Below are 14,744 nucleotides of genomic sequence, written 5' to 3'. Positions count from 1 at the left end.
GTTGGTCTTTCCTGTCGGGGGGCTTTCGGTTGGGGAGGTTAGCGGAGGGGGCTTGGTCTTTTTCTGTTTTCCCCCGCTCCCGCGCGGGAGCGGCGACGACCGGCGGGTCAGAGGAGGACCGGCGGGTCAGAGGAGGACCGGCGGGTCAGCGGACCGCCGGATCAGACGACCGGCGGGTCAGCTGTCGAGCTGGGCCAGGGCCTCGGTGGCGATCTTCTCGAAGACGGCCTCTTCGGCGGCGAAATCGGAGTCCGGGATCGGCGCGTGGATCACCAGCTCGGTGAAGCCCAGCTCGCGGTGGCGGCCGGCGAAGTCGACGAACGCGTCCAGCGACTCCAGCACGGTGTTGGCCTCGGGCGTGAAGCCCGTCAGGAGGACCTTCTCCATGGGCCCGGGATCCCGCCCGATCTCCGCGAACGCCTTGTCGAGCCGGGCCAGCTGCCCGCGCAGGGCCTCCAGCGACTGCTCGGGCGTGCCCTCCGCGAAGAGCTTCGGGTCACCCGTGGTCACCCAGGCCTGGCCGTGCCGGGCGGCGAGCCGCAGACCGCGCGGTCCGGTCGCCGCGACCGCGAACGGCAGCCGCGGCCGCTGCACGCAGCCGGGGATGTTGCGGGCTTCCTCGGCGGAGTAGAAGGTGCCCTCGTGGGTCACCGAGCCCTCGGTCAGCAACTGGTCCAGCAGCGGCACGAACTCGGCGAAGCGGTCGGCGCGCTCGCGCGGGGACCAGGCCTCCTGGCCCAGCGCGGTCGCGTCGAAGCCGTTGCCGCCCGCGCCGATGCCGAGGGTGATCCGGCCGCCGGAGATGTCGTCAAGGCTCATGAGGTCCTTGGCGAGGGTCACCGGGTGCCGGAAGTTCGGCGAGGTGACGAGCGTGCCCAGACGCAGTCGCTCGGTGGCGGCGGCCGCCGCGGTCAGCGTGGGTACCGCCCCGAACCAGGGCCCGTCACGGAAGGTCCGCCACGACAGGTGGTCGTAGGTGTAGGCGGTGTGGAATCCGAGCTGTTCAGCCCGGAGCCACTGGTCACGGCCCCCCTCGTGCCATCGACGTACCGGAAGGATCACCGTGCTCAGACGCAGACTCATGCGTCGAGCCTACGGCGAGCCGATGTTTCACGTGAAACATCGCTGCGCCGCGGCAGCCCGATCCGGCCATCGTCCGGAGATGGTTCCCGAGATGGTCCGGAGATCGTCGGCCATGGTCGGGCCGTCCCGGGCCATGGGCGAAGATGGAGCCGTGACCTCGGCTCCCCAGTGCCCGGACGGGCCAACCCCCACGCCCCGGCTCATCGCCACCGACCTCGACGGCACCCTGCTGCGCGACGACAAGTCCGTCTCGCCGCGCACCGTCGCCGCACTCGCCGCTGCCGAGGAGGCCGGGATCGAGGTCTTCTTCGTCACCGGCCGCCCGGCCCGCTGGATGGATGTGGTCAGCGACCACGTCCACGGCCACGGCCTCGCGATCTGCGCCAATGGCGCGGCGGTCGTCGACCTGCATGCCGGACGGGAGTTCGTGCAGGTCAGAGCCCTTCAGCGAGGCATCGCACGCACCGTCGTCGACGCCCTGCGGGCCGCGGCACCCGGCACGTCCTTCGCGGTCGAGCTGACCACCGGCATCAACTACGAGCCGACCTACCCGCCCTTCTTCAAGGATCCGGGTGCCAAGGTCGCCACCGCCGAGAAGCTGCTGGACGAGGACACGGACGACAGCGCCGCGCCCGTGCTCAAGCTGCTGGCGCACCACGCCGAGCTCGCCCCGGACGACTTCCTGGCGCTGGCCCGCTCCGCCGCCGGCGCGTACGCGTCGATCACCCGCTCCAGTCCCACCGCCCTGCTGGAGATCAGCGGGCCGGGCGTCTCCAAGGCCAGCACGCTGGCGCTGTGCTGCGCCGAGCGGGGCATCTCCCCCGCCGAGGTCGTCGCCTTCGGGGACATGCCGAACGACGTGGAGATGCTGAGCTGGGCGGGCACCTCGTACGCGATGGGCAACGCGCACCCGGATGTGATCGCGGCCGCGTCCGGCCGTACGGTCGCCAACAACGAGGACGGGGTCGCTCTCGTCATCGAGCGCATCCTGGCCGAACGCATCGCCCAGCAGCAGCAGGCATGAGCGGTAGCCCCGGACCACCGGACACCCCGGGCCCGGGCTGATCCGCGAAGATCGCCCGGACAGGACCTAGAGCGGGGCCTCCCACACCAGGGTGGTCCCGCCGCCGTCCTCGGCGAGGCCCGGGCCGTACGAGCTCGCGCCGCCCAACGACTCGGCCCGTCGGCGCAGGTTCCGCAGCCCGCTGCGCCGGCCGCCCTCCGGGATGCCCACCCCGTCGTCGGCGACCGCCAGGCGGACCCCGGGCCGGCCGTCGGCGAGTGTGGCGGTGGAGTCCACGACCACCTCGATCCGGGACGCGTCGGCGTGCCGGAACGCGTTGGACAGTGCCTCACGCAGCGCGGCGATCAGGTTCTTGCCCACGAGCTCGCCGACGACCGCGTCGATCGGGCCGACGAAGCGGTGAGCGGGCTTGAAGCCCAGGGGCACGGCGGCCATGTTGATCTCCCGCAGCACCCGGGTCCGCAGCCCTGACGGTGCTTCCGCCGGGCCCTGCTGGAGGGCGAAGATCGCGGTGCGGATCTCCTAGATCGTCACGTCGAGCTCGTCCACGGCCTTGCCCACCCCGTCGCGGACCTCGGGCACGATGGACCGGCGCTGGGCGCCCTCCAGCATCATCCCGGTGGCGAACAGCCGCTGGATGACCAGGTCGTGCAGGTCACGGGCGATCCGGTCACGGTCCTCGAAGACGGCGAGCCGCTCCCGGTCGCGCTGGGCCTCGGCCATCATCAGGGCGAGCGCCGCCTGGGAGGCGAACTGCGTGGCCAAGGTCCGCTCGGCCTCGCTGAACGGCCGCTCGCCACGGGCCCGGGGGGTGATCAGCGCGCCCAGCACCCGCCCGCCACTGTGCAGGGGCAGCATCATGCAGGGCCCGTACGGGCTGGTCAGCTCACTGGCCATGCGGGGGTCGGAGGCCGCGTCGTCCACGAAGACCGGCTCGCCGTGCAGCAGGCTGTCCACCACCGGGCTCTCGGCCGGGATCACCAGTCCGAGCGAGGTGGCCGGGTTCTCGGCCGATACGGCGACGATCTCCATGCCGCCCTCCTCGGCCGGCAGCATCACGATCCCTGCGGCCGAGTCGGCCAGGTGGCGGGCCTGCTCGGCCACCACCGCGAGGGCGTCGTCGGCGTCCCCGCCCGACAGGAGGGCGGTGGTGACGGCCACCGAGCCGTCGATCCAACGCTCCCGCTGGGTGGCGGCCTCGTACAGCCGGGCGTTGCCGATGGCGATGCCCGCCTCGGTGGCCAGCACCCGGACCATGTGGACGTCGTAGTCGTTGAACTCGCCGCCGCCGTTCTTCTCGGCGAGGTACAGGTTGCCGAAGATCTCTCCCTGCACCCGGATGGGGACACCGAGGAAGGTCTTCATGGGCGGGTGGTGCGCCGGGAAGCCCTCCGCGCGCGGGTCCTTCGTCAGATCGGCGAGCCGCACCGTGCCGGGGTGCGAGATCAGTGCCCCGAGCAGGCCGCGCTTCCCGTCCGGACGGTCCCCGATCTTCCGGGCCAGCGCGGCGCTGATCCCGTACGTGACGAAGTCCGTGAGCCCGCGGCCCTCGGTGTCGACGACGCCGATCGCCGCGTACCGGGCGTCCGCGAGCTCGGCCGCGGTCTCGCAGATGCGGTCCAGCGTGGAGTGGAGTTCGAGGCCGGTACCGACCGAACGCATGGCCTCCAGCAATTGCGGCACCCGGGCCGTGAGTTCGGTGGACAGACCCTGCAGGCTCCTGGTGGCCTGGGCCGCGGCCCCGAGTGGGTCCGGCGTCCCCGTCGATGGATCCGGCACTGGAACCGGCACTGGAGCCGTCCCTGGAGCCGTCCCTGGAGCCGGTCCCGGATCCGATACGGGATCCGGGGATTGCTGCGACCGCTGCGCTGACATGCTCTTGAGACTAGTTAGTCCCCATTAGACGGGAAAGCTGGCCAAAGTCCCGTCGGTTGCCCTCTCCCGCTCCAGCAGCCGGCGCAGCGGCCCCTCGGCCGAGGCCAGCTCCGCGTACGCGCCCCGCTGCACGACCTCGCCGCGATCCAGCACGAGCACCTCGTCCACCGCCTCCAGCCCGGCCAGCCGGTGCGTGATGAGCACGGTGGTGCGGCCCTCGGTCGCGGCCAGCAGATCCGCCGTCAGGGCGTCCGCGGTGGCCAGGTCCAGGTGCTCGGCCGGCTCGTCCAGGACCAGTACGGGGAAGTCCGCGAGCAGCGCCCGGGCCAGGGCCAGGCGCTGGCGCTGGCCGCCCGAGATCCGCTCGCCGTGCTCGCCGACCAGGGTGTCCAGCCCGTCGGGAAGGCCGTCCGCCCAGTCCAGGAGCCGGGCCGCGGCCAGCGCGTCCCGCAGCTGCTGCTCGCTCGCCCCGGTCCGGGCCAGCCGCAGGTTCTCCCGGACCGAGCTGTCGAAGATGTGCGCGTCCTGGGCGCACAGGCCCACGAGCGCGCGTACGTCGTCGCTGTCGAGCGTGTGCGCGTCGGTCCCGCCCAGGGTGTACGCGCCTTCGCGCGGGTCCAGGAACCGGAGCAGGACCTGGGCCAGGGTGGTCTTGCCGGAGCCGGAGGGTCCGACGACGGCGATGCGGCGGCCGGCCTCCAGGGTCAGGTCGAGCCCGCGCAGCGCGTCACGCTCCTGGCCGGGGTGGCGGGCGGCGAGCCCCGTCAGCCGCAGCGGGAAGGGCGAGGCGGGGGCCTGAGCGGCGTGCTCCGGCTCGGCGACCGGGACCGGAGCGTCGATGACCTCGTAGACCCGCTCGGCGCTACGGCGCACCCGCTGGCGGTACTGGACGGCGAGCGGAAGTCCGCTCACCGCCTCGAAGGCGGCGAGGGGGGTCAGGACCGCGACGGCCATGGCCACTCCGGACAGCCGTCCCTCGTGGACGGCCGTCGCCGCGACGGCCGCGGCGGCCACGACGGTGAGGCCGCAGACGAGGGCGGACAGCCCGCCGCCCAGCCCGGCAGCGGCAGCGCCCCGCGCGGCGATGCGCGTCAGCAGGCCGTCGCTCTCCCGCGCCCGGCCCTTGCGGTCCTCCAGCGCACCGGCCACGGTCAGTTCCGCGGTTCCGGTGAGCAGATCGGCCACCCGGGTGGCGAGCTCGCCCCGGGCGGGTGCCAGCCTGCGCTCCGCACGGCGGGCGCAGGCCCCGCTGACCAACGGCACCCCGATCCCGGCGGCGAGCAGCCCGACGGCGAGTACGGCTCCGGCCTCGGGCAGCAGCCAGGTGGTGAAGGCGACCGAACCGGTGCCGACGAGCACCGCGGTGGCGACCGGCAGCAGCCAGCGCAGCCAGTAGTCCTGGAGCGCGTCGGCATCGGCCACCAGCCGGGCCAGCAGGTCCCCGCGCCGGTGCTCGCGCAGCCCGGCGGGCGCGATGCGCTCCAGCCGCCGGTACACGGACACCCGCAGGTCGGCGAGCATCCGCAGCACGGCGTCGTGCGAGACGATCCGCTCGGCGTAGCGGAAGACGGCGCGGCCCATGCCGAAGGCCCGGGTGGCGGTGACGGCCACCATCAGGTGGAGCACGGGCGGCTGTTCGGAGGCCCTGGAGATCAGCCAGCCCGACACGGCCATCAGGCCGACGCTGCACCCGACGGCCAGCGCTCCGAGCAGCAGCCCGAGCCGGAACCGCCCTTGCCATGCCTTGGCCACCGCCCGCACCCGGCGCAGCGGATCGGCTCCGCCCGAGTCGGTCCCGCCGCCGACCCGCACCGGCTCGGGTGCCGTGCCGAGGATCCACTCCCCGGCGTCCGGGGCAAAGTCAGCGGCGGTGCGGGCCTCGGCCCGGGCGGCAGCGCGGCGGGGGAGGGACCCGTCGGCGCGCGCCTCCGCCGTGTCGCTCCCGGCCTCCATCGGGACCACCCGGTCCGCGACGGCGAGCAGGGCCGGCCGGTGCACGACCAGCAGGACGGTCCGCCCGACGGCGAGGCGCCGGACGGCGTCCACGACGCCCGCCTCGGTCTCGCCGTCCAGGGCCGCCGTCGGTTCGTCCAGCAGCAGCACGGGCCGGTCCGCCAGGAACGCCCGGGCCAGGGCGAGGCGCTGCCGCTGCCCGGCGGACAGTCCCACGCCGCCCTCGCCCAGCGGGGTTTGCGCCCCGCGCGGCAGGGCGGACACGAACTCCCATGCCCCGGCGTCCTTCAACGCCGCGGTCACCTCGGTGTCGGAGGCCTCCGGGCGGGCCAGCCGTACGTTCTCGGCGATCGTCCCGGCGAACAGGTGCGGCCGCTGCGGCACCCACGCGATCTGCTCCCGCCACCGCGCCGGCGACAGCTCCGCCAGGTCCACGCCCGCGATCCGTACCCGGCCCGCGGTCGGGGTCACGAATCCCAGCAGCACCTGGAGCAGCGTGGACTTCCCCGCACCGCTCGGGCCGGTGAGGGCCACGCACTCCCCCGGCCCGACCGTCAGGGAGACGGGCCGCGGCGAGTCCTCGCTCCGGCCCTCGTAGCGGACGGCGACCCCGTCGATCTCGATCCGCAGGGGAGCGCCGCTCGGCAGCTCGGCCACGCCGGCCTGACCCTCGACCGGGGTCTCCAGGATCTCGAAGATCTCCTCCGCGGCCGCGAGCCCTTCCGCGGCCGCGTGGTACTGCGCCCCCACCTGCCTGAGCGGCAAGTACGCCTCGGGCGCCAGGACGAGGATGACCAGCCCGGTGTAGAGGTCCAGGCCACCGTGGACCAGTCGCATGCCGATGGTCACGGCCACCAGTGCCACCGACAGGGTCGCCAGCAGCTCCAGCGCGAAGGAGGAGAGGAAGGCGATGCGCAGGGTCCGCATCGTCGCGCGCCGGTAGTCGTCGGTGATCTTGCGGATCGATTCCGCCTGCGCCTTGGCCCGGCCGAAGACCTTCAGGGTGGGAAGCCCCGCCACCACGTCGAGGAAGTGTCCCGACAGCCGCGACAGCAGCCGCCACTGGCGGTCCATCCGGGACTGGGTGGCCATGCCGATGAGGATCATGAACAGCGGGATCAGGGGCAGCGTGACCACGATGATGGCCGCCGACACCCAGTCCTCGGTGACGATCCGGGCGAGCACCGCCACCGGCACGACCACCGCGAGCCCCAGCTGGGGCAGGTAGCGGGAGAAGTAGTCGTCGAGCGCGTCCACGCCCCGGGTGGCCAGCGCCACCAGCGACCCCGTCCTTCGACTGCTCAGCCGGCCGGGCCCGAGATCCGCGGCCCGGTCCAGCAGCCGGCCGCGCAGTTCCGACTTGACCGCCGCACTGGCGCGGTGCGCGGCCAGCTCCGTCAGCCAGGCGATCAGGCCGCGCCCCAGTGCCACCGCCGCGAGCAGCAGCAGCGGCGTCCGGAGCGCTTCGCCGCCCAGCCCTTCCTCGAAGGCACCGACCACGATCTCGGCGATCAGCATCGCCTGACCGACGACCAGCCCCGCCCCGGCAAGCCCCAGGGCCACCACCGCCCCCAGGAAGAGGCGGGTGGAACGGGCGTACCGAAGCAGGCGCGGGTCGATCGGTTTCACGTGAAACATCCCCCAAGGCAGGGTCAGGCACGGTCGAGCAGGGTCGGACGGACGAGGCGGGATCAGTGCGCGTCGGCGATGTGCTGCGTACCGATCCGCTTGCGGAACACCCAGTACGTCCAGCCCTGGTAGAGCAGGACGAGCGGAGTGGCCACTCCCGCGAGCCAGGTCATGATCTTCAGGGTGTACGGGCTGGACGAGGCGTTGGTGACCGTGAGGTTCCAGGCGTCGTCCAGCGAGGACGGCATGACGTTCGGGAACAGCGTCAGGAAGAGCATCGCGACGGTCGCCGCGATGGTGATCCCGGACAGGGTGAACGACCAGCCCTCGCGGCCCGCCAGGTTGAATCCGAGGGCACCGACCAGCGCGAGCACCGCGACGGCCATGGCGACCAGGCTCTTGGTGTCGCCGCGCGTGAACTGGGTCCAGGCCAGGAAGGCCAGGGCCAGTACGGCGGTGACCACACCCAGCCGGGTGGCCAGCTTGCGCGAGCGCTCCCGGATGTCACCGACGGTCTTGAGCGAGGTGAAGACCGCGCCGTGGAAGGTGAACAGGGTGAGGGTGACCAGGCCGCCGAGGACCGAGTAGACGTTGAGCAGGTCGAAGAGGGTGCCGACGTACTCCTTGTTCTGGTCGATCTTCACGCCGTGCACCATGTTGGCGAAGGCGGCGCCCCACAGGAACGCGGGGATCAGCGAGGTCCAGAAGATCGCGTGTTCCCAGTTGGTCTGCCAGCGGTCCTCGGCCCGCTTGTGCCGGTACTCGAAGGCGACACCGCGGATGATCAGGCAGACCAGGATGAGCAGCAGCGGCAGGTAGAAGCCGGAGAAGAGGGTGGCGTACCAGTCGGGGAAGGCGGCGAAGGTCGCCCCGGCCGCGGTGAGCAGCCAGACCTCGTTGCCGTCCCACACGGGCCCGATCGTGTTGATCAGGACCCGCTTCTCCTTGCGGTCGCGGGCGAGCAGCTTGGTCAGGACGCCGACCCCGAAGTCGAAGCCCTCCAGGAAGAAGTAGCCGGTCCACAGGACGGCGATGAGCACGAACCAGACGTCGTGGAGTTGCATGGTGTGGTCTCCTCAGCCTCAGTACGAGAAGGCCATCGGCCGGTCGGAGTTCTTGTCGTCCCCGCCGATCTTGGTGGGCGGGTTGAGGTCGGCCTCGTTGAGCTCGGGCGGTCCGGCCTTGACGTACTTGACGAGGAGCTTGACCTCGATGACGGCGAGCACGGCGTAGAGCAGGGTGAAGCCGATCATCGAGGTGAGCACCTCGCCCTGGGAGACGTTCGGCGAGACCGCGTCCCGGGTCCGCAGGACTCCGTAGACCACCCACGGCTGGCGGCCCATCTCGGTGAAGATCCAGCCCCAGGAGTTGGCGATGAGCGGGAAGCCCATGGTCCAGAGCGCGACGATCCAGTACAGGTTGGCGAACTTCGGGCTCAGCGCCTTCTTGTAGAGGACCAGGTTCGGTACCTCGTCCTCCCCGGTCCGCAGCCCCGCCGGCAGCATGAACTTCTTGCGGGTCAGCCAGAGCCCCAGTACGCCGACGCCGAGCGAGGCCATGCCGAAGCCGATCATCCAGCGGAAGCCCCAGTAGGCGACCGGGATGTTGGGCCGGTAGTCGCCGGGCCCGAACTTCTCCTGCTCGGCCTTGTTGACGTCGTTGATGCCCGGGACGAAGGAGGTGAAGTCGTCGTTGGCCAGGAAGGACAGCAGGCCCGGGATCTCTATCGCGACCTTGTTGTGGCCCTTCTCGACGTCTCCGTAGGCGAAGAGGGAGAAGGGAGCCGGCGCCTCGCCGTCCCAGAGCGCCTCGGCGGCGGCCATCTTCATCGGCTGCTGCTTGAACATGACCTTGCCGAGCAGGTCACCGCTGATGGCGGTGCCCATACCGGCGATGATCATGACGACCAGGCCGAGCCGGAGCGAGCTGCGCATCACGGGGATGTGCTTCTTGCGCGCGAGGTGGAAGGCGGCGATGCCGACCATGAACGCGCCGCCGACCAGGAAGGCCGCCGTGATGGTGTGGAAGAACTGGGTGAGCGCGGTGTTCTGGGTGAGGACGAGCCAGAAGTCGGTGAGCTCGGCCCGGCCCCGCTCCTCGTTGATGCGGTAACCGACCGGGTGCTGCATCCAGGAGTTGGCCGCCAGGATGAAGTAGGCGGAGAGGATGGTGCCCATGGACACCATCCAGATGCAGGCCAGGTGGATCTTCTTCGGCAGCTTGTCCCAGCCGAAGATCCACAGCCCGATGAAGGTGGACTCGAAGAAGAAGGCGATCAGCGCTTCGAAGGCCAGCGGGGCTCCGAAGATGTCACCCACGAATCGCGAGTAGTCGGACCAGTTCATTCCGAACTGGAACTCCTGGACGATGCCGGTGACGACACCCATCGCGATATTGATCAAGAAAAGCTTTCCCCAGAACTTCGTGGCCCTGAGGTACTTCTCCTTCTCCGTGCGCACCCACGCGGTCTGCAGGCCGGCGGTGAGCGCGGCGAGCGAGATCGTCAGGGGTACGAAGAGGAAGTGATAGACGGTGGTGATGCCGAACTGCCATCGCGCCAGAGTCTCCGGCGCCAAAGCTAGGTCCACGTCCTCGTCTCCTTCGCGTCGCCCATGATCACAGCGGCAGTGTGCCTGTTGTGTCCCGCTCAATACGGGAGAAACCAGGACACGCTTGTGAACGCGTTCACATTCACAAGCATTATGTCGTACCGCTTTCGGCGACCTTCGGGCGGGGTACCCCTCTAGCCAATCCATTCAACAGATTGTTGAATGCGGCTCATGCAGATTCGAATCTCCTGGCCTGCGGGCCACCTCACCGCAACCCTTGACGAGACGCCGACGAGCAAGGCCCTGGCCGAAGCCCTTCCGATCTCGGCCTCCGCCAACACCTGGGGCGAGGAGGTCTACTTCGACACCGGCGTCTTGGTGGCCCTGGAACACGACGCCCAGCAGGTCGTCGAGCCCGGCACGATCGCGTTCTGGACCGAGGGCGACGCCCTCGCGCTGCCCTACGGCCCCACGCCCATCTCGCGCGGAGGCGAGAGCCGCCTGGCGAGCCCGTGCAACGTGCTCGGCTCGTTCGACGGCGACCCCCGCCTGCTGTCCACCGTCCGCGACGGCGATCCCATCCGCGTGGAACTCGCCTGACGCGCGCGAGTCCCGCCGTCGGAGCTACAGCTCCTTGAAGAACGCCTCCGCCGCGTGCAGGAAGAGGTCGTTCGCCTCGGTCTCACCGATCGTGACCCGCAGGCCCTCGCCCGCGAAGGGCCGGACCACCACACCGGCCTTCTCGCAGGCCGCCGCGAAGTCGGCGGTCCGCTCCCCCAGCCGCATCCACACGAAGTTCGCCTGCGTGTCCGGCACGTCCCAGCCCTGCGCGAGCAGCGTCTCGTGGACCCGCGTGCGCTCGCACACCAGCGCCCCGACGCGGCCCATCAGCTCGTCCTCGGCGCGCAGCGAGGCCACCGCCGCGTCCTGCGCGAGCTGGCTGACGCCGAAGGGCACCGCCGTCTTGCGCAGCGCCGCGGCCACCGGCTCGTGCGCCACCGCGAAGCCGACCCGCAGGCCCGCGAGCCCGTACGCCTTGGAGAACGTACGCAGCACCGCGACGTTCGGGCGGCTGCGGTAGAGCTCGATGCCGTCCGGTACGTCGGTGTCGCGCACGAACTCGCGGTAGGCCTCGTCCAGGACCACCAGGATGTCCGAGGGCACCTGGTCCAGGAAGCGCTCCAGCTCGGCGCGGCGCACGGCGGTGCCGGTGGGGTTGTTCGGGTTGCAGACGAAGATCAGCCGGGTCCGCTCGGTGATCGCCGCGAGCATCGCGTCCAGGTCGTGCACATCGCCGTCGGTCAGCGGGACCTGCACGGACGTCGCGCCCGAGATCTGCACGATGATCGGGTACGCCTCGAAGGAACGCCAGGCGTAGATGACCTCGTCGCCCGGGCCGGCCGTCGACTGGATCAGCGACTGGGCCACACCCACCGAGCCGGTGCCGGTGGCCACGTGGTCCGCCGGTACGCCGAACCGCTCCGCGATCTCGTTCACGAGGCCGGTGCAGGCCATGTCGGGGTACCGGTTGAAGTTGCCGGCGGCCGCGACCGCGCTCTCCAGCACCCCGTGCAGCGGCGGGTACGGGTTCTCGTTCGAGGACAGCTTGTACGCGACGGGACCTCCCGCGGCAGCCGGCTTGCCGGGCTTGTACGTCGGAATGCCGTCCAGCTCGGCGCGCAGCTTCGGGCTCTTCTCGCTCACCGCAGGTCCTCCTCGACCGTCCCGTACGACGTCGCCGTCGACTCAATACTGCTCACCTTATGAGGATTCCGCTCTTCCGAGAATGGGGGCGCCTGGAATGCGGGGGAGCGCACGCATATATGCGCGCGCCGGTGGCCTGCGCCGTGGCGCGCATCCCTCGTGCAGGTGAGTTGAGACCGGCCCGAGACCAAACCGTTTTGGCATGCCCGGACCCGCCTACAAGCGCCACTCCCACCCTTGGCGATCAAATGCCTTCATTTCCAAGGTCATTGGGGGTGGCGAACCATGCAGAATCGTGCCTGTCAACGGGTGCATATGCACCCGGACCACCCACCCCACCGCGCCCTACTATCGGCTCGCCATGACAGCAGCAGGGAAGCATCAGGTGAGCCGGACCGAGACCACCCGGCGGGCCGCCGGCCGACAGGGCCGGGCAGGCATCAGGGACGTGGCCGCTGCGGCGGGCGTCTCCATCACAACCGTCTCCGACGCGCTCAATGGCAAGGGACGGCTGCCCGACGCCACCCGCCGCCACGTTCGCGAAGTGGCCGACCGCCTGGGCTACCGCCCGTCGGCCGCCGCCCGCACCCTCCGTACCGGCAAGTCGGGCCTCATCGGCCTGACCGTGACGACGTACGGGGATGAACCTTTCACCTTCACCGAATTCGCCTACTTCGCCGAGATGGCCAGAGCGGCCACCTCCGCCGCGCTCGCCCGCGGCTACGCCCTCGTCATCCTCCCCGCCACCTCCCGACACGACGTGTGGTCCAACGTCGCCCTCGACGGCACCGTCGTCATCGACCCCTCCGACCATGATCCCGTCGTCACCGAACTGGTCCGCCAAGGCCTGCCCGTGGTCTCCGACGGCCGCCCGGCAGGCTCCCTCCCCGTCACCGCATGGGTCGACAACGACCACGAGGCCGCCGTACTGGGCCTGCTCGACCACCTCGCCGCCGCGGGCGCCCGCCGGATCGGGCTGCTCACCGGCACCACCACCGACACCTACACCCGGCTCTCCACCACCGCCTACCTCAACTGGTGCGAGCGCGTCGGCCAAGACCCCGTCTACGAGTCCTACCCCGCCCACGACCCGTGCGCGGGCGCCGTCGCCGCCGACCGCCTCCTCGCCCGCCCCGACCGGCCCGACGCCGTCTACGGGCTCTTCGACCCCAACGGCACCGACCTGCTCGCCGCCGCCCGGCGCTACGGCCTGCGCGTCCCGGAGGACCTGCTGCTCGTGTGCTGCAGCGAGTCCACCGTCTACGCCAACACCGAACCGCCCATCACCACCCTGTCCCTCAAACCGCGCCGGATCGGCACCGCCGTCGTACAGCTGCTCATCGACGCGATCGAGGGAGTGGACACCGGGCGCCCCGTCGAACAGGTCGTCCCGACCGAACTCATCATCCGCACCTCGTCCCAGCGCAGGCAGCCCCGCACGACCGTCAGCCCGCCCCGTTCGCCGGCCCAGGACTGACCGCCAGACCGTCCGGTCGGCTTGGCCAAGGGCCCGGCCGAGGATTCAGCAGCACCAATATCGGTAGAAAGCGGTAGGAACGATCGGCTCCGCCTAGGATTCACCACCCCTGGTGCGTCACAGAGCGCGAGCCGCATTCCTATGATGGGCGCACGACATCATGGACCCTCCTCCCCGGAGGTCAGAGGGTCCGCAGGTGTACGGCAGCGCGACGGTGGTGGAGGGGTCGATGACTCAGGGGGCCGGTCAGGGACCCGCGATGCGGACGGAGACGCTGCGGGACTTCCGGGTTCCAGTCAACGAACCCGCCCCGTACGCCGTATCCACCGGGCATCCCGGCGAGGTCCCCGTGTACGGCGAGTACCCGGCGTACTACGAGGACGGCGCGCTGCCCGCGCACGCCACGAGCCAGGCACCCGAGGACGACGACCTCGACGGCTACACGCCGACCCACCGCGACCTCCCCGTCATCGGCCGCGGCGCGGTCGGTGGCCCCGGGGACACCGTCCAGGTCCAGTACGTCCCCCAGGAGGCCCCGGCGGCCGCCGGCCCCGGCCCGCTCTACGTCGTCGGCGACGTCCACGGCTACCTGGACGAGCTCGTCCACGAACTCCAGGCCCAGGGTCTGATCGACGCGGAACACCGCTGGTCCGCCGGCAACGCCCGGCTCTGGTTCCTCGGCGACTTCACCGACCGCGGCCCCGACGGCATCGGCGTCATCGACCTCGTCATGCGGCTGTCCGCCGAGGCCGCCGCCGCCGGCGGCTACTGCAAGGCCCTGATGGGCAACCACGAACTGCTGCTCATCGGCGCCAAGCGGTTCGGCGACACCCCCGTCGTCTCCGGCGCCGGCACCGCCACCTTCCAGGCCGCCTGGCTCCTCAACGGCGGTCAGCGCACCGACATGGAGCGCCTGCAGGACGTACACCTGCAGTGGATGTCCCGCCTGGACGCGGCCGTCCTGGAGGAGGGCCACCTGCTGCTGCACTCCGACACCACGGCCTACCTCGACTACGGCGACTCCATCGAGGACGTCAACGACACCATCCACGAGCTCCTCAACCGGGGTGACGCCGACATCACCTGGGACCTCTTCCGCAAGTTCACCAAGCGGTTCGCCTTCCGCGACGAGGGCACCGGCCCGCAGGCCGTACGCGAGCTGCTCGACACGTACGGCGGCACGCGCGTCGTGCACGGGCACAGCCCCATCCCGTACCTGCTCGGCGAAGTGGGCACCGAGGACGGTGACGGGGCGCGCGGCCCGGAGGCCGTGGACGGCCCGCACGTGTACGCGGAAGGGCTCGCCATCGCGATGGACGGCGGAGTGACGATGGCCGGCAAACTGCTTGTCGTACAACTCCCTTTGAGCGACTGAGAGCTTACGGAGAGGGGTATTTCCGGAAAGCCCCTGTCACGGCGTGGTGTGGGCGCTCTACCATCGCTCTATCCG

At 71.0% G+C, this 14,744-nt stretch carries 9 protein-coding genes and 1 pseudogene; 4 read left to right on the top strand and 6 right to left on the bottom strand.

Annotation, left to right across the window (positions count from 1 at the left end):
* Window positions 1–177 precede the first annotated feature (177 nt).
* The gene (locus ACZ45T_RS09470; protein ID WP_468439130.1) at window positions 178–1,083 is read right to left on the bottom strand and encodes an LLM class flavin-dependent oxidoreductase; all 906 of its coding nucleotides are present in this window, start codon (window positions 1,081–1,083) and stop codon (window positions 178–180) included.
* A gap of 133 nt (window positions 1,084–1,216) precedes the next feature.
* Here ACZ45T_RS09470 and ACZ45T_RS09465 point away from each other — a divergent pair, with 133 nt between their 5' ends.
* Window positions 1,217–2,107 (top strand): Cof-type HAD-IIB family hydrolase, encoded by an 891-nt coding sequence (locus ACZ45T_RS09465; protein ID WP_468439129.1) that lies wholly within the window; start codon window positions 1,217–1,219, stop codon window positions 2,105–2,107.
* 66 nt (window positions 2,108–2,173) lie between these two features.
* Here ACZ45T_RS09465 and ACZ45T_RS09460 read toward each other — a convergent pair.
* From ACZ45T_RS09460 to ACZ45T_RS09445, 4 genes and pseudogenes are all read right to left on the bottom strand, one after another.
* A pseudogene (locus tag ACZ45T_RS09460) lies at window positions 2,174–3,982 on the bottom strand (sensor histidine kinase).
* A 24-nt stretch (window positions 3,983–4,006) separates the two neighbouring features.
* Window positions 4,007–7,564: a thiol reductant ABC exporter subunit CydD gene (cydD, locus tag ACZ45T_RS09455; protein WP_468439127.1), complete on the bottom strand. Its 3,558-nt coding sequence runs from the start codon at window positions 7,562–7,564 to the stop codon at window positions 4,007–4,009.
* Between the two features lie 62 nt (window positions 7,565–7,626).
* Window positions 7,627–8,628 (bottom strand): cytochrome d ubiquinol oxidase subunit II, encoded by a 1,002-nt coding sequence (gene cydB / locus ACZ45T_RS09450; protein WP_468439125.1) that lies wholly within the window; start codon window positions 8,626–8,628, stop codon window positions 7,627–7,629.
* Between the two features lie 18 nt (window positions 8,629–8,646).
* On the bottom strand, window positions 8,647–10,152 hold the full coding sequence (locus ACZ45T_RS09445) for a cytochrome ubiquinol oxidase subunit I (protein ID WP_468439123.1): 1,506 nt from the start codon (window positions 10,150–10,152) through the stop codon (window positions 8,647–8,649).
* A gap of 192 nt (window positions 10,153–10,344) precedes the next feature.
* Here ACZ45T_RS09445 and ACZ45T_RS09440 point away from each other — a divergent pair, with 192 nt between their 5' ends.
* Window positions 10,345–10,713: a cyclophilin-like fold protein gene (locus ACZ45T_RS09440; protein ID WP_468439121.1), complete on the top strand. Its 369-nt coding sequence runs from the start codon at window positions 10,345–10,347 to the stop codon at window positions 10,711–10,713.
* A gap of 24 nt (window positions 10,714–10,737) precedes the next feature.
* On the opposite strand, the gene hisC is transcribed toward ACZ45T_RS09440, so the two are convergent.
* The gene (hisC, locus tag ACZ45T_RS09435) at window positions 10,738–11,817 is read right to left on the bottom strand and encodes a histidinol-phosphate transaminase (protein ID WP_468439119.1); all 1,080 of its coding nucleotides are present in this window, start codon (window positions 11,815–11,817) and stop codon (window positions 10,738–10,740) included.
* A gap of 361 nt (window positions 11,818–12,178) precedes the next feature.
* On the opposite strand from hisC, the gene ACZ45T_RS09430 reads away from it, so the two are divergent.
* Together ACZ45T_RS09430 and ACZ45T_RS09425 are read left to right on the top strand one after the other, a co-directional pair.
* Complete coding sequence (locus tag ACZ45T_RS09430) at window positions 12,179–13,294, top strand: LacI family DNA-binding transcriptional regulator (protein ID WP_030028209.1); 1,116 nt, start codon at window positions 12,179–12,181, stop codon at window positions 13,292–13,294.
* A gap of 229 nt (window positions 13,295–13,523) precedes the next feature.
* Window positions 13,524–14,669 (top strand): metallophosphoesterase, encoded by a 1,146-nt coding sequence (locus tag ACZ45T_RS09425; protein ID WP_468439117.1) that lies wholly within the window; start codon window positions 13,524–13,526, stop codon window positions 14,667–14,669.
* The last annotated feature ends 75 nt before the right edge of the window (window positions 14,670–14,744 follow it).

The sequence above is a fragment of the Streptomyces sp. NPDC030995 genome (assembly GCF_055571215.1).
This window is presented reverse-complemented; position numbering and strand designations above follow the sequence as displayed.